Source organism: Vibrio splendidus (assembly GCF_002873455.1).
Taxonomy (GTDB): domain Bacteria; phylum Pseudomonadota; class Gammaproteobacteria; order Enterobacterales; family Vibrionaceae; genus Vibrio; species Vibrio splendidus_J.
Genome location: NZ_MCUN01000046.1, coordinates 32,406 through 55,775 on the forward strand (window position 1 = coordinate 32,406; position 23,370 = coordinate 55,775).

At 42.9% G+C, this 23,370-nt stretch carries 25 protein-coding genes and 3 pseudogenes; 15 read left to right on the forward strand and 13 right to left on the reverse strand.

The window, feature by feature from the left end; translation table 11 throughout:
- Positions 1-67: 67 nt before the first annotated feature.
- From BCU75_RS20000 to BCU75_RS20015, 4 genes are all read left to right on the forward strand, one after another.
- Positions 68-1,192: an HNH endonuclease gene (locus tag BCU75_RS20000; RefSeq protein ID WP_102474868.1), complete on the forward strand. Its 1,125-nt coding sequence runs from the start codon at positions 68-70 to the stop codon at positions 1,190-1,192.
- Between the two features lie 155 nt (positions 1,193-1,347).
- Complete coding sequence (locus BCU75_RS20005) at positions 1,348-1,776, forward strand: hypothetical protein (protein WP_102474869.1); 429 nt, start codon at positions 1,348-1,350, stop codon at positions 1,774-1,776.
- A complete protein-coding gene (locus tag BCU75_RS20010; protein ID WP_102474870.1) occupies positions 1,773-2,129 on the forward strand; it encodes a hypothetical protein in 357 nt (118 codons plus the stop codon). Before BCU75_RS20005 ends, BCU75_RS20010 begins: the two co-directional genes overlap by 4 nt.
- 120 nt (positions 2,130-2,249) lie before the next feature.
- Positions 2,250-2,735, forward strand: coding sequence for a GNAT family N-acetyltransferase (locus BCU75_RS20015; RefSeq protein WP_198593441.1), 486 nt, complete (start codon positions 2,250-2,252; stop codon positions 2,733-2,735).
- 22 nt (positions 2,736-2,757) lie between these two features.
- On the opposite strand, the pseudogene BCU75_RS20020 reads toward BCU75_RS20015, so the two are convergent.
- Positions 2,758-3,033, reverse strand: a pseudogene (locus tag BCU75_RS20020) (transposase); the annotation flags it as partial.
- A pseudogene (locus BCU75_RS24475) lies at positions 3,022-3,175 on the reverse strand (IS110 family transposase); the annotation flags it as partial. The pseudogenes BCU75_RS20020 and BCU75_RS24475, both read right to left, overlap by 12 nt.
- A 155-nt stretch (positions 3,176-3,330) precedes the next feature.
- Here BCU75_RS24475 and BCU75_RS20025 point away from each other — a divergent pair.
- The 11 genes and pseudogenes from BCU75_RS20025 to BCU75_RS20075 all read left to right on the forward strand — a co-directional run bounded on the left by BCU75_RS20025 (position 3,331) and on the right by BCU75_RS20075 (position 8,063).
- A complete protein-coding gene (locus BCU75_RS20025; protein ID WP_102474872.1) occupies positions 3,331-3,714 on the forward strand; it encodes a nuclear transport factor 2 family protein in 384 nt (127 codons plus the stop codon).
- A gap of 118 nt (positions 3,715-3,832) precedes the next feature.
- On the forward strand, positions 3,833-4,483 hold the full coding sequence (locus BCU75_RS20030; protein WP_065607805.1) for a hypothetical protein: 651 nt from the start codon (positions 3,833-3,835) through the stop codon (positions 4,481-4,483).
- 144 nt (positions 4,484-4,627) lie between these two features.
- Positions 4,628-4,834: a hypothetical protein gene (locus BCU75_RS20035; RefSeq protein WP_102474873.1), complete on the forward strand. Its 207-nt coding sequence runs from the start codon at positions 4,628-4,630 to the stop codon at positions 4,832-4,834.
- Positions 4,831-5,310, forward strand: coding sequence for an AAA family ATPase (locus tag BCU75_RS20040; RefSeq protein WP_102474874.1), 480 nt, complete (start codon positions 4,831-4,833; stop codon positions 5,308-5,310). The genes BCU75_RS20035 and BCU75_RS20040 overlap by 4 nt, the downstream gene beginning before the upstream one ends.
- A gap of 70 nt (positions 5,311-5,380) precedes the next feature.
- Positions 5,381-5,785 carry a DUF1801 domain-containing protein gene (locus BCU75_RS20045; protein WP_102474875.1) on the forward strand — a complete coding sequence of 135 codons (405 nt, stop codon included), beginning with the start codon at positions 5,381-5,383 and terminating at the stop codon, positions 5,783-5,785.
- Between the two features lie 174 nt (positions 5,786-5,959).
- A complete protein-coding gene (locus tag BCU75_RS20050; RefSeq protein WP_102474876.1) occupies positions 5,960-6,292 on the forward strand; it encodes a hypothetical protein in 333 nt (110 codons plus the stop codon).
- 59 nt (positions 6,293-6,351) lie between these two features.
- The gene (locus BCU75_RS20055; RefSeq protein ID WP_102464504.1) at positions 6,352-6,633 is read left to right on the forward strand and encodes a hypothetical protein; all 282 of its coding nucleotides are present in this window, start codon (positions 6,352-6,354) and stop codon (positions 6,631-6,633) included.
- A 64-nt stretch (positions 6,634-6,697) separates the two neighbouring features.
- Positions 6,698-7,147 carry a DUF3291 domain-containing protein gene (locus tag BCU75_RS20060; protein WP_102474877.1) on the forward strand — a complete coding sequence of 150 codons (450 nt, stop codon included), beginning with the start codon at positions 6,698-6,700 and terminating at the stop codon, positions 7,145-7,147.
- Positions 7,148-7,166: 19 nt separating this feature from the next.
- Positions 7,167-7,419 (forward strand): annotated as a pseudogene (locus tag BCU75_RS20065) (hypothetical protein).
- Between the two features lie 109 nt (positions 7,420-7,528).
- Positions 7,529-7,810: a YnfA family protein gene (locus BCU75_RS20070; RefSeq protein WP_102474878.1), complete on the forward strand. Its 282-nt coding sequence runs from the start codon at positions 7,529-7,531 to the stop codon at positions 7,808-7,810.
- A gap of 34 nt (positions 7,811-7,844) precedes the next feature.
- Complete coding sequence (locus BCU75_RS20075) at positions 7,845-8,063, forward strand: DUF6434 domain-containing protein (protein ID WP_102474879.1); 219 nt, start codon at positions 7,845-7,847, stop codon at positions 8,061-8,063.
- Positions 8,064-8,167: 104 nt separating this feature from the next.
- Here BCU75_RS20075 and BCU75_RS20080 read toward each other — a convergent pair whose 3' ends face one another.
- The 11 genes from BCU75_RS20080 to BCU75_RS20130 all read right to left on the reverse strand — a co-directional run bounded on the left by BCU75_RS20080 (position 8,168) and on the right by BCU75_RS20130 (position 23,359).
- Positions 8,168-9,739 carry an efflux transporter outer membrane subunit gene (locus BCU75_RS20080; protein WP_425336950.1) on the reverse strand — a complete coding sequence of 524 codons (1,572 nt, stop codon included), beginning with the start codon at positions 9,737-9,739 and terminating at the stop codon, positions 8,168-8,170.
- 12 nt (positions 9,740-9,751) lie between these two features.
- Complete coding sequence (locus tag BCU75_RS20085) at positions 9,752-12,868, reverse strand: efflux RND transporter permease subunit (RefSeq protein WP_198593443.1); 3,117 nt, start codon at positions 12,866-12,868, stop codon at positions 9,752-9,754.
- A gap of 9 nt (positions 12,869-12,877) precedes the next feature.
- Positions 12,878-13,978 (reverse strand): efflux RND transporter periplasmic adaptor subunit, encoded by a 1,101-nt coding sequence (locus BCU75_RS20090; protein ID WP_102474881.1) that lies wholly within the window; start codon positions 13,976-13,978, stop codon positions 12,878-12,880.
- 99 nt (positions 13,979-14,077) lie between these two features.
- Positions 14,078-14,956, reverse strand: coding sequence for a LysR family transcriptional regulator (locus BCU75_RS20095; RefSeq protein WP_076678455.1), 879 nt, complete (start codon positions 14,954-14,956; stop codon positions 14,078-14,080).
- A gap of 299 nt (positions 14,957-15,255) precedes the next feature.
- The gene (locus BCU75_RS20100) at positions 15,256-15,915 is read right to left on the reverse strand and encodes a sugar transferase (protein WP_102464500.1); all 660 of its coding nucleotides are present in this window, start codon (positions 15,913-15,915) and stop codon (positions 15,256-15,258) included.
- A 9-nt stretch (positions 15,916-15,924) separates the two neighbouring features.
- The gene (locus BCU75_RS20105; RefSeq protein ID WP_076678391.1) at positions 15,925-17,112 is read right to left on the reverse strand and encodes a glycosyltransferase family 2 protein; all 1,188 of its coding nucleotides are present in this window, start codon (positions 17,110-17,112) and stop codon (positions 15,925-15,927) included.
- Positions 17,109-18,209 (reverse strand): glycosyltransferase, encoded by a 1,101-nt coding sequence (locus BCU75_RS20110; protein ID WP_102474882.1) that lies wholly within the window; start codon positions 18,207-18,209, stop codon positions 17,109-17,111. The genes BCU75_RS20105 and BCU75_RS20110 overlap by 4 nt, the downstream gene beginning before the upstream one ends.
- Positions 18,210-18,572: 363 nt before the next feature.
- Positions 18,573-19,997, reverse strand: coding sequence for a GumC family protein (locus BCU75_RS20115; protein WP_076678393.1), 1,425 nt, complete (start codon positions 19,995-19,997; stop codon positions 18,573-18,575).
- Positions 19,994-21,112, reverse strand: a complete 1,119-nt coding sequence (locus tag BCU75_RS20120) for a glycosyltransferase (protein WP_102474883.1) — start codon at positions 21,110-21,112, stop codon at positions 19,994-19,996. Before BCU75_RS20120 ends, BCU75_RS20115 begins: the two co-directional genes overlap by 4 nt.
- The gene (locus tag BCU75_RS20125) at positions 21,105-21,890 is read right to left on the reverse strand and encodes an acyltransferase (RefSeq protein WP_102467294.1); all 786 of its coding nucleotides are present in this window, start codon (positions 21,888-21,890) and stop codon (positions 21,105-21,107) included. The genes BCU75_RS20120 and BCU75_RS20125 overlap by 8 nt, the downstream gene beginning before the upstream one ends.
- A 92-nt stretch (positions 21,891-21,982) precedes the next feature.
- On the reverse strand, positions 21,983-23,359 hold the full coding sequence (locus BCU75_RS20130) for an O-antigen ligase family protein (protein ID WP_102474884.1): 1,377 nt from the start codon (positions 23,357-23,359) through the stop codon (positions 21,983-21,985).
- Positions 23,360-23,370: the final 11 nt, after the last annotated feature.

Consider the following 23,370-nt stretch of genomic DNA (forward strand, 5'->3'; position numbering starts at 1 on the left):
AATTTGAGTGTATTGGTAGCGTTGTCAGCTACTTAATTGGGCGTTATACATCTAATCAGGAACCATCATGGTATCTACTAATATAAAGAAAAAATTGATTGAACGAGATGGTCTTAGGTGTGCTGTAACAGGGGAAGAAGTTAACCACCCTGACGAACTTGCCGTTGAACACATAAAACCTAGAAGCAAGGGTGGAAGCTCAGACTTAGAAAATTTAATGCTAATTAAAAATGAATTTAATCATTCTATCTCTGACAACGAGCACTACAGAACTAAGCTACTCTTCGAGCAGTTGAAAGAACACCAAAATGAATTAAATGTTAGAGAAAAAGAAGCATTTGAAAGAGAAAATAATTATCGAATGCAAATCGAACATCAAAAGGCTCAACTAGACGCTTATCAGGCTAAATTAAGTGATGAGCAAAAAGAAAGTATGCGTCGATTAGCAGAAGAAGAAGAGCAAAGGAAAGTGATGTTTATGCAACAGCAAGAACAGTTGCATAAAATCGAAGCGTTGGCTCAAAAAGAAAGAGAGGATGCAAAAAAACTTCAAATTCAAATAATTGAGCAAGAAAAACAACTCAAGCAGTCGTACTTGCAGTTGGAAAAAGATAAGGAAAAATATCGCGAGGAGAGTCGTAAAAGTATTGAGCAAAAATCAGGAGTCTATGTAAACGATGCCTTAGAGGTCCTAGAAACAAAAGAGAAACAATATCACCTAATCTCTCGGATTTGGTCGGTGTTTGGAGCCATTTCTATTGCTGCAGGGATATTTATTCTGTCATATCTTGGGGTTGAGAGCTTTAATACTCTAGAACAAAAAGATGCTGTCAGTTGGAGCTTCCTCGTTCTGATTACGTTTAAAGGCTTGATAGTTGTAGGGTTGTTTATCGCGTTAGCAAAATATTCGTTTACTTTTAGCCAGTCGTATATGCATGAATCACTAAAGAGCAGTGAAAGGCGGCACGCAATAAATTTTGGTAAGTTTTACCTTGAATCATATGGTGCAGACGCTGATTGGGCTCAAATTAAAGAAGCATTTGAACATTGGAATATTTCCAGCAACACTGCATTTTGCGCAAATTCTCCTGATTCATTTGACCCTAAAACACTGGAAAGTGCGGCTAATGTAATTCAGGCAGTAAGTAGATTGTCTTTTAATGAGAAAAGCCCAGATAAATCAAGCAAGTAGATGTATAACAAGTTGCTCAATAGGACGTAAAACGCTTGGCTTACGCTCCTTCGTCGCTAATTTTAGCCAAGCATTTTACGCCTCTTAGCAAAGCGTTATGTTTAATGTTCACCTCGGGAGTATTAATCAATTCCCGTTTAAATTAAGAGATCTTTATGAGTAATGAGTTTGACGATGTAGAGCCAGGTGATGATATTGAACCAAGCACTACAAATGCTACGACTAAGCCTGCGAGAAAAGAATATTCGAAGTTAGCGACTGAGTTAACTAATGATGAATTAAGTTCGTCTGGTGTTCAGAAGATGTTTTTAGCTGAAATATCTAGATTAGAAACACTTATCAATCGCATAGATAAGTTTAGGGATAAATTTTATGATGCAGATAAAAAATTAGCCGTTTCGCTAGAAAAGGAAAAAACGCATAAATTTTCCGAAATATTATACTCGGTGAGCTTAACGCTAGGCGCAGTCCTTTTAGGGTTTTCTCCATCGTTAGATTCTACAAAAAATCAACCACTAGTTATCGGCGGTATAGGTTTGATTCTAGTTGCTGGAGCGATAGTAGCTAAGTTGGTGAAAAAATGAAATTAGCAATCCAATCAGTTAAAGAGCACGGCAATTTAAAGTCAGAACGTATTATCTTAAAAGCAATCGATGATGTAAATGTGGGTAATTATATGCTAGCAGATACTACTTACATTAATGATAATGAAGTATCTAATAAGGTTAGGCATACATTCTGGATACCGGATAAATCGGTGGAAAAAAATTCTTTGGTTGTTATTTACACAAAAGATGGAACCGACTCTATCAAACAAAACAAATCAGGTAATAAAACATACTTTTTCTATTGGGGCTTAGAGCGTACTGTATGGAACCAAGATGAAGATAGTGCAGTTCTATTTTTAATTGATAACTGGGAAGCAAAGAAGGTTTAAACATAACAAGTTGCTTAAACGGACAAAAAACAGCTGGCTTTTGCTCGTTCCTCGCTAATTTTAGCCAGCTATTTTATTGCCGCTTAGCAAAGCGTTAGCCGACAAGCACAAATTTTAGTTATGGAGAACAAAGTGAACGTAAGGAAAGCGATCAAGCAAGACTCCGGTAAGTTGTTAGAACTTATTGGATACAAAGCAGAGTTTGACCGAAGTATGAAAGGGTTCGACGGCGAAATCTCTACGACTAAACAGAAGATTGAACGAACCTTATTTGGTGATTATCCGTTTGCTCACGCTTTGTTATTGGAGGTCGATGGCGAAGCTCAGGGGTTCGCCTTATTTCATTATCGTTATTCCTCCTTTCGTGGTGAGCCGTCTATTTGGCTTGATGACCTTCTAGTTGTTGGTAAGAATCGCTCAAAGGGGTACGGTGCTGAACTTATGCATGCTTTGAAAATGGTTGCTGAAGAGTCGTTAACTTCTCACATTTCATGGACTGCTAGCCCTTATAACACCAGAGCACACGAGTTTTACAAAAAGTTAGGTGCAGAAGTCGAGCGTATAGATAATCAGCGTCCGTATTTTCGTTGGGCAATGTACGGCTAACAAACGACTATGGCGTCAATGATTAGTTTTTGGCTGTACTTTCATTCCACATAGCGCCATCTCTCAGCATAGAGTTTAGGGTCACAACCATCTTTCGAACACACGCGATTATTGCGACTTTCTTAGGCTTTCCGGCAGCTACAAGTCGAGCATAAGTTGCTTTGAATACGGGGTTACATTGCATGGCTGACATCATTGCCATATAAAACATTATGCGTACTTGTGCTCGACCACCTTGAATCACGCGCTTACCTTGGTAGCGCCCACTTTCGCGTGTTATTGGAGCGACACCCATGATCGGCATATTTGCTATTGGAGTCAGTAGTTCAGAGCGAGTTACCGACTTATGAAGTATGACTTTAGCATTTTGGTCTACGGCATGAACACTGAAGTGGTTTTTTGGCTAGGTCGATATCGCCGAAATAAGAATAATCAGACATGGTGCCTCCGATGTATTTAAGTACCACATAAGTGTGGCAGAACCTCGGTAGGGGGAATCCGTGTCATTCATTATGTGACAAGCGTTAATCCATCGCTGGCGAAAGCACTCGATATTTCATATTGTTAGTGTGAAACTTCCCTTCATGAGGCTGCTATGACGAATCAACTTAGACAAAACAAAGATAATGCTATTGCTTTTTATAGAACTGCTTACATCGGCGAGCCAGCTAAAGCAGTAGAGTTGTATGTTGGTGATGATTATATCCAGCACAATCCAGTTGTTGCTGATGGTAAGCAGGGCTTTATAGATTACTTTGAAGAAATGTCTCGGGACTATCCAAAAAAGGATATAGAGTTTTTGAGAGTTATAGCTGAAGGTGATCAGGTAGCTTTGCATACAAGGCAAACATGGCCTGCTGGTGAAGAGTACGTAACGATGGACTTTTTTCGTTTCGATTCAAATGGAAAAATAGTCGAGCATTGGGATTCAATTCAAGTGGTCCCAAAAGAGTCAGCCAACAATAACTCGATGTTTTAATAGTCACATAACAAGGCGTTCAAGCCAACCTCAAACGCATGGCACTCTTGCTTCGCGAATTGTAGTGCCATCAGCGTTGTGGCGGCTTAACTAAGCGTTAGTTTAATAGGGAAACTTTATGAGAAGGCGTTTAAACGCGGATTTAATTTTTCAGGAGCTTGAGCCTAAGCTAAAAGTATTAATTGATAACTATGAGAGTGAAAGTATTTACGCGGTAGTGATTTCTGAAGGCGTTGTTTACATTCATACAGAAGCTGGTCTCAACAAAACTCTCAATGAGTACATTAACTGGTGGGATCAGGCAAACAAGCCCTTAGACAGTTGGGAAGAGCTTGAAGAATACGAAGAGGATAAGTTAGATACTTGGTCTGATTTGGATGGAATCATAGATACACAAATTCAAGAGAAAGTTAAGGCAAATGAATCTGAGTTGACCGTTAAGCATAAAGTTGAGTTGTTGAAGTTGATTAACGCTGAGCGCGAGAGTAACAGGTTAGAGGACACATATAGGTCCGAAGAGACCCGCGAACGAGTCAGGAAAAATATCGGAGATTGGAGTAACCGTTATGCTGTCGCACTTTATGGTATGCCTGGCTATGATGAAGCAGCATACGATGAGCATTATGAATTGAGTGGCGATGATCAAAAGTTAAGCGAATATGGAGTCGTAATGCAGACTTTACTAGGGCTTATTATGACTAGCGATCTTTTCAAACGAGTGAACTTATCTTCTAACTTTTATCACCGTACGCAAGAGCACAACTATTAAACATACAAAGCGTTTAAGACGAATGTCCAACGCTGGACATTTTCGGCTTACTTCAGTTTAAGCGCATATTTCGCATTGATTTAAGATCTGATCATAAACTCACTCACACCCATACATAGTGTTGCTTTCTACGAGGGAATGAACATGAGACAAGGAATTTTCAAGAATCTGAAGTTGGCATTAGGGGTTGGCTTTGGTGTTGCCATTCATCAGTACTTTTTTATGACGGATGGTGCGTTTGATTTCTATCGGCCAATTGTGGCGTTTGCTTTTACGTTTGTAGTGAGCAGTATTGGTACACTTCTAAAAGAAAGAATCATGCGTAACAAGGAGACTAATGGAGCATCATGATTAAAATCTATTTCGTATGTGGCTTTATTGGTTCGGGTAAAACGACTTACTCTAAAGCGATTGCAGAAAAGCATGGCGCCTTTCGTTTCTCGATTGATGAGTGGATGATTCCTTTGTATGGCGAACATATGGAGCGTGAAGTTTTTGATAGCCGGCTGGCTACGCTTCAAGGTTTATTCAAGGACTCTGCAATGCAGCTCTTTTCTTTGGGTGTTCCGGTGATTTTTGACTTTGGTTTTTGGCGTAAGTCCGACCGAGATTCTTTTATAAGCTGGGCATCAAACCTAGGCGTGGACAGCGAAGTTCACTACCTTGATGTTCCGTTTGAGACTTGTAAGCAGAGAGCATTTAGCCGTAACTCTGAACTGGATGGTAAGTCTTATGAAATGACACCTGAAATGTTAGATCTGTTTTGGTCTTGGTTTGAGGTTCCCACTTTAAATGAAAATGTTGTTTGGGTTCAACAAGACACTTAACAAGTTATATAACCAAGCTTAGTTTGAGTTAGCAGCACCTTAATATCGTAATAAGTGAATCGGAGATTGAATGGACAGAGCAATCAAAACACATTTCGACGAGTATCCCGATGATGTTCGAGCTCGGCTTGAAGAGTTGCGTTCATTAATCTTTGAGCTTTGCTTTGATTTGGAACTAGGTGAAGTCGAAGAGTCTCTGAAATGGGGCGAGCCGAGTTACAGCGTTAAGACGGGCAGTCCAATTCGAATCGACTGGAAATTAAAATCACCAAACAAGTATTACTTGTTCTTTAACTGTCAAACGAAGCTAATCGACACATTCAGAGAATTGCACGATGGTACGCTGACATTTCAGGGTAATAGGGCAATCGTCTTGAACCGAACTGAACCACTTCCCAAGGCACCGATTAAGCAGTGCTTAGAGCTAACCTTAACTTATCAACAACGAAAACATCTACCGCTTCTTGGCGCGTAATTCTTACGTGCTGTCACGTGCTTAACTGAATGTGATTAGAATTTGAAAAGTACGCCTGCCACTGATTTACAAGGCTTGGCACTTCTCGTTTAATGTAGGTTAGTGTTTAACGTCTTATGGTTTAGGTTAGTGGCGTTGCTCGGACCGTAAAGTGGTATGTGGACAGGGAAAGTTATGAATCAACAAGAAGCCTTTATAGGATTTGCGGTCTATGGGGTTATCAGTAGTTTAATCGGATTTTTTACGTTTTTTATTATCAAAGATGCAAAGTACAAACAAACATTGTGGACTTTGGAGTCTGTTATGTTTGGTATCTTCGCGATTGGTTTTATCTATTGTTCAGGTGGTAATGGGCCAGAATTGTTGGTCTGGATTCCGCTTGTTACTTTAATGTCTATTTACAATGTCCACTCTTTGAAATTTTGTGGTTCTTGTGGAAAAACTAACGGAAGAAAAAGTGGATTTTCATCCATTAAATCATGTAGTGAATGTGGTAATGCTTTATAGTAAAGCTAAGAAATATCAGACGTTTGTTCATGTTAGTTTCAGACTTAAAAGGAAGTTGTATGAATTTAGATAAAGCCAAGAAACGTATCGCAAAGCAGGTTAAAAAAGGCGACCACGGATACCCAAAAATCACGTTAGCGTATTACGGTGCGACCAAAGATCTCGCAACGGAAGTCGCAGTTCAATTTATGCTGGGTGAGGGCGATGGTGTCCAAGAGGAGCGTTTTTCTTGTGACACAGAAATTCGAGATAATGAGCTAATCCAAACGACGTTACTCAAGATAATTGAACGCGCTAATGTTAACTCAGTGATTGAAGTTGAAGGCGTGACGGTTCTTTAGTTGTCTTAGTATCAGTCGGTGTGTTTGAAATTTTCTAATCATAATTTATCAAGGAAGAAACGTTATGAAATTAGCTCAGTTAAATATCGCTCTGGCGAAGTACCCGTTAGATGCGCCGGAAATCAAAGAGTTTGTTGATAACTTAGAGTTGGTTAATGGAATCGCAGAAAGCAGTGAAGGGTTTGTTTGGCGTCTGAAAGATGAATCTGGTGACGCAACCAATATCCAAGCTTTCGATGATCCTAATATGATTGTGAACATGTCGGTGTGGGACTCTGTGGATTCGTTAAAGAACTTCATGTTCCGCACTCATCACCGTGATTTCATGCGCAGAAAGGGGGACTGGTTTCATCGTTTATCTGAAGATACTTATGTTCTTTGGTGGATTGAAGAAGACCATACTCCCACACTCGAAGAAGCGATAGAGCGACTTGAACGCCTCAGAGAAATCGGTGATACGTCGTATGCCTTCACTTTTAAAACCAATTTTACAGCATCAGAAGCGCCAAAGTAACGTTCATGTATAACCAACGGTGCGTTTGTTCGGTTTTAGTATTTCAACATTGGAGGAGTGTGCCAAACTCTTTCCTGACGGTCATACGTATAAAGTAGAGATCATTTTAGACGCAGATAAAACTGAGAAGTGTCCAACGGTGAAAGGCAGTTTTGGTGTGACGGGCGGAGCCGATACACCAGATACTTTCTGATATCGGTGATTTTATCGAGTGCGCTGGTCTATTGATCAAGGCTCTAGATAGTGATACCAGCGAAGCTTCTAGCTCTTAATCACAGGTTGTCGTGTTTGTCGGCCCTAGACGTCAGAGGGTATTCAGCATTTAAATAGATAAAGGTAAGTTGTGATTGAATTTAAAACGGTCGGTCGGCAGTAGCTGAGATTGTAGGCTGTTATCTCCCTTACCTTTGGTTAAGAGAAGATAAGAGCATTTGGTTATTGATTCCTGCTGCGATAAGCCTTGCGTTATTTGCTTGGTTATTGACGCTTCATCCAACCGCGACAGGGCGGATTTATGCTGCGTATGGCGGTGTGTATATTTCAGTTGCTCTGATATGGCTTTGGTTTGTTGATGGCGAAAAGCCGACAACGTGGGATTTGGTTGGTGGCTCGATCGCACTCATAGGTATGGCGATTATTATGTTTGGCCCACGAAACGCGTAACTCGTGCGTTAAGTGACAGGAAGAGATTAAAACCATGGAAAAGGTTGATTGGCACAAAAATCAGATTGATGACAATACAGTGATTACGAACAGCTACAAAACGACTCAGAATGTGCGTCGATATTTTAAATCTAAGTTTGGCGAACAGTTTAAATTCGACCGTGATTTTATGCAGTGGATGAATAATGCGACAGGATTGACTATGGGTGATGCCTTGCAAGAGTGGGCGAAACGCAATCAAGTCGATAGTTAAGCTTCACGTGAATACACTAAAAGACCTACCCATAAAAATACCGCCGATAATATCGGCGGTATTTGTTATTGAGCTTATCGCTCATGTTCTTAGGGCTGTTGCCCTTAGTTGATTGAAGCTAAATCGACTGTTTCAATCTCACCTTTTTGCTCATTAGAGTTTACTTTTGTCGCTTCTGTCGCTTCTGTAGATCTTGAAGATTTTGCTTCATTGGCTACTTTCCAATTGCCACCTAGCGCTTTATAGACCGCAATGGTGGTATTGGCGGTTTGAAGTTTGGCTGCCACTTGGCGGTCTTGCATCATTTTCTGTTGTCTTTGTGCATCTAACACCGATAAGTAATCCACCAGGCCAGCTTTGTATAACGATTTAGCTTTGCTCACTGCGTTATCGACCGCATCTGTTGCTTCATCAATGAGCTTTTGGTTTTCTTGGCTTCTGCCATAGGCAAACAGTGTTGAATCAACTTCTGCGAATGCGCTGTCTACCGAATGTTGGTAGTTAAGTGCTGCAGATTTAAATCGAGCTTCGTTCATCTCGACTAAAGCTTCACCGCGACCACCATCAAACACGTTCCAGCTGATGCCTGCTGATGCTGCCCAACCAAATGAGTCACTGCTAAACAAGTCATCAAAACTTCCCGCCGTCACACCTGGCGTACCCGTTAGGAAGAACTTTGGATAACGATTGGCAATGCTTGCGCCGAGTTCTTCATTGATGGCTGCCATTTCCCGTTCTGCAATTCGGATATCCGGGCGCTGTTCTAACAAGTCAGACGGTAAACCAGTAGGAATAACATCTGTCATTCTTGGCAAGGTAAACTCACCCGCTAAACGTTGATCCACGTTCGTGAGTGATTCGCCTAACAACACCGCCATGCGTTGCTTATGAACTTGTTCAGCAATTTCCAATTGAGGCACGATAGATTCTGTTCCTGCCAGCATGGCTTTGGCTTGCGCAAGGTCAAGCTCAGAGCCATAGCCGCTTCGTACTACCTTAGTGACTAACTCTAACGTTTGCGTTTGGTCTTCAATGTTCTCAAGCGCAATGGCTTTTCGTTCTTGTGCACCTCGATATTGTAGGTAGTTATGAATCAGATCTGCCGTGATCAGGGTATTCAAACCTGATTGGAATATCTCGGCTTGTTCAACTCGAATTGTTGCCGCATTAGATTGTCTGTCGATACGGCCAAACAGGTCCATTTCCCATGCGATGCTCGCCCCTAAGAAACCACCATCGTGTTGCGCTTCCAACAGCGACATTCCTGTCGCCGATTGAACCGCGTCAGATGCACCAAATACAGGGCCGAGTAGGGAGTCGTTCTCACTCAGTTGATAGTTGTAATAACCACCGCCAACATTCACCGTTGGCACTTTGAAAGATTCAACCACGCTTTTGTATGAATTCGCCATGTTGATGCGTTCTGCTGCCAACTTTAAGGGGATGTTTTGGCTTTGAACATCGGTGACTAATTGATTAAGCGTTGGATCATTGAATTGCTTCCACCAGTGATTGTGTTGTTCGTTAGTCTCGTTTGAGCTTACACCGTCTTGGCTATACAAGAAGGTTTCCGCCATGGTGGTTTGTGGCTCTTCGTAATCAGGGCCCACCGCACAACCAGTCAGTAACAACGCAAGGGCAATAGGAGCCACTTTAAACCGAGGTAATAGATACATGTTTATTGCTCCTTATCGAGTGATGTTAGATTGGTTGGTGTTTGAAGAACCATTCGGTGTTGCATCAAGGACCACAATCGCGTCTTGAATGGCTTCGCCGACCGTAGTGGTCTTCTCTTCTGAACGATAGAAGAGCTTGTACAGCGCAGGCATAACGAACAAAGACAACACGGTTGCCGCCGCTAGCCCACCGATAATGGTTGCGGCCATTTGGTCGAACAACAAATCACTAAGCAGAGGAATCATACCCAGAGCCGTAGTCAGTGCGCCCATAGAAATTGCCATGGTACGGTTAACGGTCGCTTCTTTGATTGCATCTGAAAGCGTTCGGCCATTGTTACGTTCGAGCTCAATTTGGTCCATTAATACAATGCCGTTTTTAATGATCATACCGGTCAGTGTTACCGCGCCAATCAAGGCCATAAAGCCAAATGGTTTATCCAATAATAATAAGCTGAATGTCGCACCTGTTGCTGCCAACGGCAGGGTAGTAAAGATGATCACGGGTTGTTTGAAACCATTGAACATCGCGACCAAGATAATCACCATCAACAAGATTGCTTTTGGAAGCTGCTTGAGAATATCGCTGACAGCCTTGTATTCGTCATAGTATTCGCCACCCCATTCAAGGCTATAACCGTTAGGTAGGTGAATCGCTTCAATTTGATCTTTGATTGAATTCCTCACCGCTGCCGGCGTGGTGTAACGACCAACGCCAGCTTGTGCGGTAATGGTCTTCACGCGGTCTCGACGCCAAATCATCGTTTCTTCACTGGTCAACTCAAATCCATCAATCACTTGGCCTAGTGGCACGCTGTGCAATCCAAGCAATGAGCGAACTGGCAATGTTTCCAGTGATTCAATTGAACTTTCAGTGCCACGCAGTTGAATAGTCACCAGCTCATCGTTCAAGTTCATGCGACCAAGAGGCATGCCTTCAGACGCGCGCTTCATAGCAAAGGCAATGTCTGCTCGGTTAATTCCCGCGAGACGAATCTTGTCTTGGTTAATGATCGGCTCTAATACTTTGCTCTTTTGGCGCCAATCGTCGCGAACGTACTTGGTATCTGGGTGAGCAGCTAGAATGACTTTTGCTTGCTCAGATAGATCGTGTAGAACGTCTACATCAGGGCCAGAGAAGCGGGCTTCTACACTGAACTTATCTGAGGTGGCGAGTTTCAAGCCTCTAAAGCGGGGATCAGCGCTTGGAAACTCTTCCGTTAACCATTTATCACCGCGGGCAATCAATGGACTCAATGACGGGAAGTCTGTCGCGTTGATTAGGATCTGGCCGTAAGCTGGATCGAATGGTTCTGGCTCGATCGTCACAGAAAAACGAGGAGCACCAGCACCGACATAAGTCGAGATACTTTCAACTTCTGGTTGTTCTAATAACCAAGCCTCAATGCGTTTCATGTCTTCAGATGTTTGTTCCACTTTAGCGCCATTCGGTAACCAGTAATCCAAGAACAGGATTGGTCGGTCAGCTTGTGGAATAAAGTTAACGGCAATGCTTGGGATTGCAAATGCGGTCACTAATATCAATGGTACCAAGGCACTCAACGCCTTCAGTGGGTTATCTACTGTCCAGTTAACACTCTTACGGTATAAGCTGACTTTGGTGTTTTCGCTCTGTTTGGTTGGTTTAATGAATATCCAACACATTAGCGCCGTGAAAGTCATGGCAACAAACCAAGACAACAGTAACGAAGAGGCGATGATCAAAAATACAGAGCTAGAAAACTCGGCGGCATCTGTTTTCGAAAAGATAACCGGGCTGGCACCCATGATAGCGATAACGGTCGCACCAAATAGAGGCGTTCCTGTTTCTTTTACTGAATCTATCGCCGCTTGAGTGCGATCAATTCCTTTGTTGATCTTTACGATCATCATATCGGTGATAACAATAGCATTATCAACCAACATACCTAACGCTAAGATAAACGTGCCTAACGACACCCTATGCAGGTCTATAGACGCTAAGTTCATGTAGATTAGAGTGAGTAGGATAGTCAGTATAAGACTGGTCCCAACGATAGTCGCACTCTTCAAGCCCATAAAAACGGCAAGAACAATGAATACTATCGCGACACTTTCAACCAAGTTGTTGACGAAGTTGTCGATTGATTTTTGTACTTCTTCCGGTTGGTTCGCTACGGTGGCAATATCAACACCGAGTGGGAGAGTAGCTTGGAACTCGTTGACAATACGATTGATGTCGTCGCCTAATGAAACAACGTTGACGCCAGTAACAGGGCTCATCGCTAAGGTCACGGCTGGTGATCCGTTGTAGCGGTTTTCTGTCATCATTGGTTCTTGGTAACCCATGGTAACTTCAGCAATGTCACCCAGGCGAATCAAGCCTGTGCCTAGCTCACTCACACCGCCTTTAATCATCAAGTTTTTTATGTCATCTAAAGATGAAAACTCACTGGATTGTTGAACGCGGATTCGTTCGCTACCCGCCGCAAACTTACCAGCATCAAATGTAGTATTTTGTGTATTCAGTTGGCTCCAAACTTGCGCCATTGATAGGCCGTATTGAGCTAATCGTTCATCTGGGATATCTATATGAACGACACGAGGTTGAACACCGTGTAATTCCACTTTCTTAATACCATCAACGGTTTTAATGCGTCGTTGCAGCTCTTCTGCATAACGACGAAGTTCCACGGGTGAAGCATCGTTACTGTGTATTGAGAAAAGCATTCCATATACTTCAGAAAACTCGTCTTGAACGACACTGATTTGCGCAGTACTAGGAAGAAGCAACTTCATGTCAGACACTTTACGACGCAGTAGATCCCACTCTTGTGGCAGCTGTTCTGATTGCAGTGACTCTTTCAGGTCAACGAACACCATCGACATGCCAGGACGAGAAAGTGAGCGCAGTCGATTTAACGACGCCATCTCTTGAAGCTTGGTTTCTACGGTATCCGTTACTTGTTGTTCAACTTCTTCAGCAGAAGCGCCGGGGTACAGCGTGACAACGACGGCGGTTTTAATCGTAAAGCTTGGATCTTCAAGTTTGCCCAAATCAAAATAAGAGAACAGGCCTGCGATAACACTCAATGCAGTGAAAAACAGGATGAAGGTGCGTTGTTTGATCGCAAAATCAGCTAGATTCATCATGGTTTCCTACAGGGTCTTAACTTGGATATTGGAGAAATGTTGGCCTTCGATCACGTATTGAGAACCGCTGACGACAACGTAGTCACCCTTTTTCAACGTAGATTCTACGCACGCGGTATCTTTATTTAGTGATACGACATTAACCATAACGCCTTGCGCCTGTTCATTTTCAACAGTGAACACTTGTTCGATCCCGGATTGGTTAACAATGGCGGAGTAAGGCAAGCAGAAGTTGTTAGAACGTTCTCCTAAATGCGTAGATAAGGTCACGGCTTTACCCGGTAAAAGGTTACCCGTTGCTTTGTCAGTGTCCAAAGGTGCCAAGCGATACGTTACCGAATACGTTTGTTTGATAGGATGAGGTTGCGTTGAAATTTCGGTCGCGTAAGCCGTTAGGTCTTGTTGTGAACCGTACCAGCTAATGTGTGATTGTTGCTGTGGGCTGAATTGATGAATAAGGTTTTCAGGAACGTCAATTTTAACTTCTAATTGTTCTGGGTTGTGAATAGTAAAGACAGAAACACCCGGTAAAACTTGCTCGTATTGGTCGAAGTTTGAAGATGCCACAATACCGTCGAAAGGCGCGAGTAGCTGGGTGTAACGAATAGAGTCTTTAGCTCGACGGATATTTTGTTCTACGACTTTTACAGCCGCTTCACTGCGTTCATAACCACTGATTGCTCGATCGAGATTCACGTCGGCAATCGCGTTATCATCAATTGCTTGTTGTACGCGTGCGAGTTCAGCTTTAGCCAGTTTGTGTGCTGATTTCGCTTCTAATGCACGCGCTTGTAACTCTTCTAACGCGACTTGATAATCGTGCGGATCAAGCTCTGCTAAAGGTTGGCCCTTAATTACAGTGTCACCCGTAGAAACCAATATGCTTTGGATAGTGCCAGGAACGCGGAATGCTACCCCCGCGGTTTCAGAAGATTGCAATTTGCCGGTAAATGATTTCTGTGTTTGATTCGCTAATGGTTCAAGTTGGATGACTTGAATAGGACGCTCTTCCTTGGTTGGTGCGGGCGCAGTAGCAACTGATTGGTTGCAACCGATAAGAGGCAGAAGAGTTGCAGCAAGTAGGGAGTAGCGATAGATAGACATCATGAATTGCTCCTAAAAATTTATGGAGTAATTCTATCGAGATGTTAGCAAGAGATAATCAGCGTAAACGGTAAAACACTGTCACGATATTCGAGACAATAATTAAATATTTGGCAGTTCTTGTAACAAGAAATCAATCAATAATTGGCTTGCATGACTCAATGCTTTACGTTGTGGGTACAACAGCCATGCTTCTTCTTTTTGAATGGTATCGGTAGGAAAAAGGTTGATCAAAGAGCCGTCTTTGAGCTCTTGTCTCACCATTATTTCAGGCAATAGAGCGATGCCTCGGTGCCGTGTAGATGCACCTTTAACGAAACCAATGCTATCGCTGACGATAGAAGGTTCGACTTTAATCACTTGATCGGATATTGCCCATTCCTTGTCTACGTCACCACTTGGCCAACGGAAGCAAACAAATGGGAATTTAGAGAGTTCTTCGAGGTTTGAAGGTTGCCCTGATTTCTCAATGTATTCAGGAGTCGCAACAAAAATACGTTGTAAGTCCATCATCTTACGCGCTACTACGTTAGAGTCACTTAAACGCCCGCCATGCATAGCAAGATCAAGCCCTTGTCGGTACATGTCGAGAAAGCCGTTGTTGATGCTGCGCACGTCCAGTTCAATGTCCGGGTACATATCTTGAAACTGGAAGAGCGTATCTTGAAGCATGTCGCTGGTTTCAGGAAGTAAACCAATTTTCACACGCCCATGAGGGACTTCGAGTAAGTTTGAAGCCATGCGATTTGCTTTATCTAACGCACCCAACGCCTTTAACAGCTCGTCATAGTAGAGCTCGCCAGACTTAGTCACGGATAAGCTACGAGTTGTACGGAAGAAAAGTTGGATGTTGAGCGTTTTCTCTAAATCATTAATTCGTCGACTTACATTTGCTCTTGGCAGATCGAGTGCATTAGCAGCGGCGGTAAAACTGCCAAGCTCAACAACGGTAGTAAATAGTTTTAGGTCTTCGATTTTCATAATGATGAACGGCTTGGATTGTGGATTTGGAATGATTGGCACGTATCGTATACCAAATGGTATATAAAATCGAAAAAACCGATGAGTAATTGTGTACTCATCGGTCGTGGTTGGATTTGAATCAACTATTGCCTAGGGGGAGCGTCTCAATACTTATGTTTTTCGATGCTTTTGTTTCCCGACACTTCTGTTTCCAGATACTTATAACTATCAATACTAGCGCTTTTCGATACTAATGCTTCTCAAGGCGAACGTGCTCTGAAGATTTGTGAGCTCTAAAGATACACATATCGTTAGGGTTAACGACCGCGTCCATCAACCATAACAACAATCGTTTTCGTAATAATGCTTAAGTCCGCCGCAATCCAAGATTTTACAGAACATAGACTCAGTGCGTAGCTGTGGTCAAAGCCGACTTTACGACGTACATCGTCAATACACGTATCATAACCTTGATTAACTTGTGCTAGGCCCGTTATGCCAGGCATTACACCGTATGTACGATCGGCAAAGTAAGGGATTTCGTTCTCTAGTTTGGTGTAAAAAGTAGGGCGTTCAGGGCGTGGGCCAATAAGAGACATTTCGCCTTTTAATACATTAAAAAGTTGTGGAAGCTCATCAAGACGTGTCTTTCTTAAGAAGCGGCCAACTGGCGTAATTCTTGGGTCATTCGCCGTTGCCCAAACGGCACCAGAGCGAGTTTCTGCATCTTCATACATACTACGAAACTTCATAATTTCAAAGATCTCCATTTTCTCTGGTGTAGATTTACCAACACGCAGTTGACGGTAGAAAATAGGACCACGAGAAGTAAGCGCTATGGCCATCGCAATCAATGGAAATACCGGCGCTAACAAAATCAAAGCAATCAGTGAGCTCACGAAATCGAAAGTACGCTTAGCTCGCGAGATTTTGTATTGGTATAGGTTTTGAGTAGATAGCTGTTCAATATTGGTCATAATAAGTCCTTAATGATTCGCTCGTGTCCAAGGTGAATTTTCTAGTCCGATTAGGTAACGAATGCCACCAATGAAGTTGGCATAGTGTCCAACTATCAAATATGAAATTAGTGAAATAGGTTTGTTAAGTAGACGCTTTGGCAATATGCAGCCAAGTACGCCAATGGTATAAACGGCAACTTGAGCCCATAACAAGGCTTCAAACACCAAGTAGTCGCTAAGTAAGATTGAGCACACCAAGCACACAATCATTAAATATGGAGTGAGTAGGCGAAGTCCTTTTCCAGAGAAGAACGCAAATGCGATACCTTTGAACTTCGGGCTGAACAAGCCAAACAATCGAATCGCTTGTTGCATGTTGCCCGCTGAAATACGAAGTCTTCTTTTGAAGTCAGTTTCTAGGTTTGATTCCTCTAGCTCTAATGCGACCATTTGTGTTTCGTATTCTGCAATGTAACCTTGTTTAACGATTTGCATCGGTAGGATGAAATCATCGTTAATGGTATTTAGAGGAAGTAGTTCAAACAAATGGGTTCTGAACAAGTAGAACGCGCCATGAGAACCTAAGCTAGAGCCTAACGAAGCCTCTGACTCTTTAACGGCGGTTTGGTACTTCCAGTAGGTGTTTTCTCCTTCGTTCCCTGTTGGACAAAGCTGATATGTTGCATTGACCACACCAACCTTGTCACTTTCAAAATGAGCAGCTGCAATAAGTAGTGCATCCAATGAAATAAGGGCTGACACATCACTTAACGCCGTGATGTCGCTGTTTATATTTGTCACTTCTTCATTGATAACGGCAACTTTTCCTCGGTTGACCTTGTGGTCATGTATCTCGAAATAGATATCGCTGCACATCGCTTCTTGAATCGCCATTTGAGCAATTTCTACCGTGTTATCAGTGCAGCCATCACAAGCGATGATCACTTGCAGTTTCTTTTTTGGATAGTCTAATGCTGAGAGGTTGCGAATCTTGTCTGCTATCCATTGCTCTTCATTAAACGCAGGTACAAGAATAGTAATGCTCGGTAGTGTGCAATCTTGTTGTTCGTCTTTGTAACAACGATGACTCTCTTCAATTTGACGCGCGGGGTGACTTTTAGCGTACCAGCGCAGTAACAGTGGATAGGCGGCGTGATGGTAGACAATCAGCGCACCAGAGAATAAGCAAAGACCTGCAAGCAACCAGTCGATCATGCGCAAACTCCTTCTGAAATATCGTTGTATGAGGCAACCATTTTCACAATGTCGAAGTTGTCGAGTACGTAACGACGAGGTGACAAAAAGCGTTCATTTTGTTTTTCTAATAGCGCACTGGCTAATCCCGCAATGCTGCCGCTTTTAACTAGAGTTCCGCTGATTGGACATAAGGTTTCGTCAACCGCACCGACGTTCATCGCGACAGTTGGAACGTTACAAGCTTGAGCTTCGAGTGTAGAAAGAGGAAGGCCCTCATGACGAGAAGGTAGACAGAAGGTGTCTAACGCGCCGTAAAAGGTGGTCATGTCCTCGACGAGGCCAAGGAAGATGACGCGGTCACTGAGATTTAAGCGACTAGTGAGCTGTTCCAATTGCTTGCGTTTTGAACCATCGCCTGCCAATGCAACAACGGTGTTAGATGGAAGTAGAGCAAGTGCTTTAATCAGCTGATCTTGACCTTTCACGTGTTCTAAACGACCAGCACAACCTACGATGTGTTTGTCGGTCGGTAGTTTGAGCTTTGTTCTCGCGTCTGCTTTTGACATCGGTTTGAACTTCTCACAATCCACGCCGTTTTTAATCGTGATTATGTTTTTGTATGAAAAGGCACTACGCAGTTGATTGTAAACACGTGTTGCGTCGGCAACCAATGTAGGTTGGGCCGCCTTTAACGCTAGTGCTTGTAGGCGACGACGTTTGTTGTTTTTCAAATGCCAAGCATCATGTTCAGTATGAATTCGAGTTGGAACACCGGTGACGCGAGCCGCATAGCCTGCATAAAGTAGGGGACCAATGTGGTGGGTGTGAACCACATCTGGTCGAATCGAGTTGAATGCTTTAATGAGTTTGATGATGACGTTGAATTGTACGCCTGGCGCTTTATCCAAAAAGACGATTTGATTTTGATACTGCTCCAATTTAGGCCAATTGTTGATCGAGTCTTGTTTTGTTCCTTCTAAACTGACAATCAACACTTGATCTGTTGGCTTAGCAAGGCGCAGCAAATCTAACGTTAGCGTTTCTAATCCGCCCGGAGCAAGGTGTTGAACAACGTGTATGATCTTCTTGCCATGCTTTGTTATCTGGTTATTCATAATTTGGTCCCTGCTTTGGTTAATCTTGTTTCGCTTTTCTGACGTTTACCTAGAAGTGGCTTCTTTAAAACGTTTGACTACACAAGGAGTCTGCAGGAGTTGTGCCAAATAAATAGTTATTAATTATCATAAGGTTATGGAGTGCAGCCCAAGGGTGGTTTTCATTTCTCAAAATGGGAATCAAAACAAAATATGAGTGAATTGCAGTTTGAATGTTGGTGTTTGGGGAATTAGACAGTGGTACTTGTGGAAATAGACAGTGGGATTAATTGTTGGATCTTTAAACAAGAAAAACGCCAATCAAATGTTGGCGTTTGCTGAAAGGAAATAAATCTAAGTTAAGCTTTGATTTTATAGAGCTCATTAACTCATTTTAGGGATTACGGTAATCACGGGAACACCTAAGATGTCCTCGATTTCGTCTTTACGCTTGATTGTTGAATCGAACAGCTCAAACAGTATCGCTAGTCCAATTCCAAGGCCGATACCTGCAACGAAACCAGCCAAAACAAACACAAAAGAAGGTATGTTAGATTTGATACTAGGCGTGAAGGGTAAATCGATAATCTTCACCCGTTTGTTTTGCTCGAACACGCCCAACGAACCCGTTAGCTGAGCCATTTCATAACGTTCTGTCAGTTCATCGTATAGCTGACGCTTGATATTAACTTGACGTTGAAGGCGGTACATTTCTTTTGCATTTTCGCCAAAGTTATTAGCCTTTTGTTCTAGTTCAAAGATCATTGTACGAAGGCTTTTGGTCTCTTCTGTCAAAGACTCATAACGGGCACGAACCAGTTGTAAGCTGTGTAACTGGGTCACTAAAAGCGGTTGAGTATCCGATAGTTTGTTCAGAGTCGTGCTGCTTGCAATGTCCCACAGTTTGTCGCTATTCATGGTTGGTTGTTTTACATCCAGTAGCATTTTTCTTTCGTTTTCAAGTCTGTCTAGTTCGCGTACCTTGGCTTGCACAGCACTGTGTTGGTCTGTGTATTTTGCCTGTAGCAAGGTAAGGTCGCTTCTAATATCAATGATTTGATCTTCGAGTTTGCCTATCACTGGATTGGTTCTTGAAAGTTGTTGGTCGATTGAACCTAAGCTCTTTTTTACACCCGACAATTCAGCGTCTTTTTCAGCAAGGCTTTGCTTTAAAGATGCTAAACGATTGAGACTTTGGCTCTGTACCTCAGGCGTCGAATGGACATTTTCATTCATGTATAAGGCAAGGGCTTCTTCAGCTACTTCAAGTTCAGCACTGCGCTTATCTATATGAATTTGTAAAAAGTTGCTCGAGTCTTCGATCGAAGAACGTTCAGGGGCCAACAACTGCTCAACGAAATGCTCACTTACTGAACGAAGCATGGCTTCCATTCCATCTGGCGTGTTTGACGTTAAACTAATTTTAAGAAAATCTTTTCCGAGTTGTGTTACTGATAAACGCTGAGACAGGTCAGTGATAATTTCTTGTTTCTCTACTTCAGACATATCTGGCGTGGTCAGTTCAAGCTCTTCCGCTACAGAGTAAAGAACATGTCGACTGTGAAGCAATGTTCTCAAAGCATTTAGGCGGTCTTTAAGCATGGTAGAAACGGCGATGTCTTCCAAGAATGGATTCATTTTAGCCGTTTCTTGAATCAACATACTGGTGTGTGCGTCATACTTTGTTGGAGCAAGTTTGCTTACGCCAAAACCGACAAAAGGCAAAATAAGAATAGGCACTAATATGACATATCGTTGGCGCCACATAGCATTGATGATAACAAGCAAACGCATTTTTAGATTATTCATAATAGCTCCAACATCCAATGTACGAAGTTACCGCGGTTCTGCCAGCTGTCTTGTTCGACGACAGAGATAGGTGAATTGCGCAGTTGGCGTGCATGGTCAAGCGCCCAAATCATTTGGTTTGCACTTCCGACAGTTGTTACGTGCTCTTGATATGGAACCAAAGCAGGGAACGGTGTTGTAATAATTGGCGTGCCAGCCGCAAGGTATTCCATTAGTTTGAGTGGGCTGCAAGCTCGGATCTGCTCGTTATCAACAAACGGTAATAGGCTCACATCCCAGTGCTGAGAATAACTTGGCAATGTGTGATGTGGACGAGGCCCAAGGTAATGTACGTTATCTAATTTCGGTAGCATGAGCGTATCGAGCTCATTCGGACCAATGAAAACAAAATCCCATTCCGGCATCGTATTCGCAACATGACCAATCATTTCATAATCAAGCCACTTAGATAGGCTGCCATAAAAGCCCGCAATTGGACGATGGTTACTTGGCAAATCATGTGCTCTTGGTACTGGTGTAGAAAATAGACCGACATCGACACCATGTGGTAAGAGTTGAGCTTTTTCACTAGGGAACTTGCCCATCAGCTTTTCACTTGCAGCGAAAATCAGATCTGATTTTTCAATTAATTCCAATTCGTGCTGTGCAACAATTTTGTGGTCAACGCCCGCGAGTGCGCTAAAGTCATCCCCGCAGTAATAAACAACCGCTGACTCACCAAGATGGCCACATAGGTCGACAGCCGTCGGAAGTGAAGTCCATAGAATAGGTCTATGAAGTTTTAGTTCAGCAATAACTGGCGTCAATTGACGTAACATCATTTGCTGAGCCAGTTTTCTCGATAATTTAGAAGCAGGCGCAGGAATGGTCTTTAAGTTAACGATTGTAATGTTGTCGTGTCCCTCAGAGTCGAGCATGTTTTGAGTCACGGCTTTGGTTTTGCCGAACAACTTGTTGAACGCTCGTGTTGCATCTTTAGCGGACAGTTTCGGTTGTCTTAGACCAATAGAGTTAACCCATAAGACTTTGTGTTGTTTAGCCAAGTGGCGAACTAAGTGTTGAGTCGATGAAGGTAGGCCGCCGAAGTCTTCACCAAACACGATTAAATCACGCATGGTCACCTCCATGAGTCTCTAACGAGTCGAATACATCGGATTCTGTCACTTCAACGGATTTAATCTGACCAACAACTCGAGCTGGGTTACCACCTGCGATGGCAAAGGCAGGTATGTTCTTTGTTACCACGCTGCCTGCGGCTATTACTGCGCCTTCGCCGATGGTTACGCCACCTTTGACGGTAACATTGGTGCCTAGCCATACATCTTGTTCGAGAATGATGTCGCTGATTTGCTGAGGGTCATCGCCTTCACCTAGTGCTCGACGTTTTGCATCAAGTGGGTGTCCAGAATATCCAAACAAGAATGCACCACCTGCGATGCGTACGTTGTCAGAGATAACCACTTTACCTCCAACCGCGATAGTTGACTGCCAGCCGATGTCGACATTGTTACCAATCGTCAGCAGTGGGTGTTCTAAGCCTTCCAATGGCTGCGTGCAGCCTGAAAACGTGGTGTGGCCAGAGATGCGACAGTTATCGCCAATTGTGATTTGTACCGGACCGCTGACAAAAGGAAGACCACCGTATAAGTACAGGCGCTTGCCACATTGAGCGACACGTCCTTTGAACGCAGGTGTCCAGTAGAAGAATCGAGTAAAGCCAGAAACCAAATTTACGACAAGCTTATGTGCTTGGTACAGGCAGCGATTCAGCACTTGAGGGGTAGGTAGCTCTATGCTTCTGATGTCTTTCAAAATGAAAAACACATTTCTAATTCGAGAATTAGGATGAAACTTAAGCCAATGTTTGAATTGATGAATAGTTACTGACGTCATAATGAAAATCCTCTTTTTTGTTATATAGAAGTACTTTCATATATTGTGCCATCTAATAAAGTTATAATTTTCAGTTAGTTAAAAAATCGATTTTAGATTTTATCATTTTGACAAGCAGTATGAGATATATTCGCAACAGCGACAATTAATGCGGAAAGAATATAAATAGGCCAGTTAAAGCCTTGTGTCAGGAAGGTACCCGAAACGATGGTGCCAATTAATCCGGCATATACGGCGTAAGCTGCAGCATTCAGGTTTGGGTCGATTGCGTTGGCCGTCTCTGAAAGTTGTTTGAGCGTCGAGCGTATTGTTTTGACCAGTGAGCCAATCAATATCAAAAAGATAATCAACCCTAGAAAGCCGGTTTCAGCGAGCACGCCAAACCAGGTGCTGTGAACCGCATGGTTTAAACCATCCCAATGGGAACTGTAGAAGAAGTAGTTAGAAAAGAAATTGTCCAGGCCGACTCCGGTTAAAGGATTATCCAGTGCCATTTTAAACGCGGCTTCCCACGCGTAAATCCGACCCATTGCTGATTCATCGACCCCTTGTTCAGCTGCGCCACCTGATACTCGGTCTGAAATTCCAGCGACAAAGTAAAGGCCAATCGCTCCGATAACGCCCAAAGTGATCAACAGTGATTTTGAACGTATTACTTTTAACGCAAAAATACCGACCACTGCTAGCGCACCAAGTAATCCACCACGGCTTTGGGTTGCAACGATAGCAGCAAGTAACAATACAGCGACACCAATACTCAATAAACGTTTTAAAGTATGAATGCCTTGTGTGGTCGTCTGACTGAGCGCAAACGCGAGTGGGAACAAAAGAACCAAGGCCAAATCATTTGGGTCTCCTAGCATCGAGCCAAAATCACGGCCAATAGTGACACGTGACCCTTCTACTAATCCGATACCATTTATTGAGTTATTGATTGCAATAAGTGCGACTAACGAACCCGACATCATTATGATCGTCGATGTCTTTGCTAAGTTTTCGACGCTGTTTACTAGCCACACAATAGCGAGTGTCATCACCATTATTTTCCAATACACACCTTTAAACTCAGCGATTGCTATTGAACGGTTAGACGCAAAGATCAGACCGATAAAGACGAGGGCCCAAAATATGGCAAGCCAGTTTAATGTAGGATGCCAGAATATTTTAAGCTCTTTGCTGATGAAAGCGTGCCAGAGCAAAGCGGAAAGGGCGCCTAACGAGAGTAATAGCGGTATTTTTAACGAATAGAGCAGGGGTATCGCTTCGTGGATTCGGAAAAATGAAAAGACTACGAACAGTATCACCATCCAAAAGGTCTTGTTAATGACAAACATACCAGCAAGAGGAAGAAGTGCTAGCGCAACAATAACAGCAGGGTGCGGCACAAAGTACCAAACAATACCAAGTCCAACGCACAAGACGCTGATCGTTATGATGATCGGTAATCTATTTGTGTCGTGGGTGATCATTGTAACCTCGA

Coding starts and splice junctions, on each gene's coding strand:
- BCU75_RS20000 (WP_102474868.1), top strand. CDS start 68: ATGGTATCTACTAATATAAAGAAAAAATTGATTGAACGAGATGGTCTT.
- BCU75_RS20005 (WP_102474869.1), top strand. CDS start 1,348: ATGAGTAATGAGTTTGACGATGTAGAGCCAGGTGATGATATTGAACCA.
- BCU75_RS20010 (WP_102474870.1), top strand. CDS start 1,773: ATGAAATTAGCAATCCAATCAGTTAAAGAGCACGGCAATTTAAAGTCA.
- BCU75_RS20015 (WP_198593441.1), top strand. CDS start 2,250: ATGGAGAACAAAGTGAACGTAAGGAAAGCGATCAAGCAAGACTCCGGT.
- BCU75_RS20025 (WP_102474872.1), top strand. CDS start 3,331: ATGACGAATCAACTTAGACAAAACAAAGATAATGCTATTGCTTTTTAT.
- BCU75_RS20030 (WP_065607805.1), top strand. CDS start 3,833: ATGAGAAGGCGTTTAAACGCGGATTTAATTTTTCAGGAGCTTGAGCCT.
- BCU75_RS20035 (WP_102474873.1), top strand. CDS start 4,628: ATGAGACAAGGAATTTTCAAGAATCTGAAGTTGGCATTAGGGGTTGGC.
- BCU75_RS20040 (WP_102474874.1), top strand. CDS start 4,831: ATGATTAAAATCTATTTCGTATGTGGCTTTATTGGTTCGGGTAAAACG.
- BCU75_RS20045 (WP_102474875.1), top strand. CDS start 5,381: ATGGACAGAGCAATCAAAACACATTTCGACGAGTATCCCGATGATGTT.
- BCU75_RS20050 (WP_102474876.1), top strand. CDS start 5,960: ATGAATCAACAAGAAGCCTTTATAGGATTTGCGGTCTATGGGGTTATC.
- BCU75_RS20055 (WP_102464504.1), top strand. CDS start 6,352: ATGAATTTAGATAAAGCCAAGAAACGTATCGCAAAGCAGGTTAAAAAA.
- BCU75_RS20060 (WP_102474877.1), top strand. CDS start 6,698: ATGAAATTAGCTCAGTTAAATATCGCTCTGGCGAAGTACCCGTTAGAT.
- BCU75_RS20075 (WP_102474879.1), top strand. CDS start 7,845: ATGGAAAAGGTTGATTGGCACAAAAATCAGATTGATGACAATACAGTG.
- BCU75_RS20080 (WP_425336950.1), bottom strand. CDS start 9,739: ATGTATCTATTACCTCGGTTTAAAGTGGCTCCTATTGCCCTTGCGTTG.
- BCU75_RS20085 (WP_198593443.1), bottom strand. CDS start 12,868: ATGAATCTAGCTGATTTTGCGATCAAACAACGCACCTTCATCCTGTTT.
- BCU75_RS20090 (WP_102474881.1), bottom strand. CDS start 13,978: ATGATGTCTATCTATCGCTACTCCCTACTTGCTGCAACTCTTCTGCCT.
- BCU75_RS20095 (WP_076678455.1), bottom strand. CDS start 14,956: ATGAAAATCGAAGACCTAAAACTATTTACTACCGTTGTTGAGCTTGGC.
- BCU75_RS20100 (WP_102464500.1), bottom strand. CDS start 15,915: ATGACCAATATTGAACAGCTATCTACTCAAAACCTATACCAATACAAA.
- BCU75_RS20105 (WP_076678391.1), bottom strand. CDS start 17,112: ATGATCGACTGGTTGCTTGCAGGTCTTTGCTTATTCTCTGGTGCGCTG.
- BCU75_RS20110 (WP_102474882.1), bottom strand. CDS start 18,209: ATGAATAACCAGATAACAAAGCATGGCAAGAAGATCATACACGTTGTT.
- BCU75_RS20115 (WP_076678393.1), bottom strand. CDS start 19,997: ATGAATAATCTAAAAATGCGTTTGCTTGTTATCATCAATGCTATGTGG.
- BCU75_RS20120 (WP_102474883.1), bottom strand. CDS start 21,112: ATGCGTGATTTAATCGTGTTTGGTGAAGACTTCGGCGGCCTACCTTCA.
- BCU75_RS20125 (WP_102467294.1), bottom strand. CDS start 21,890: ATGACGTCAGTAACTATTCATCAATTCAAACATTGGCTTAAGTTTCAT.
- BCU75_RS20130 (WP_102474884.1), bottom strand. CDS start 23,359: ATGATCACCCACGACACAAATAGATTACCGATCATCATAACGATCAGC.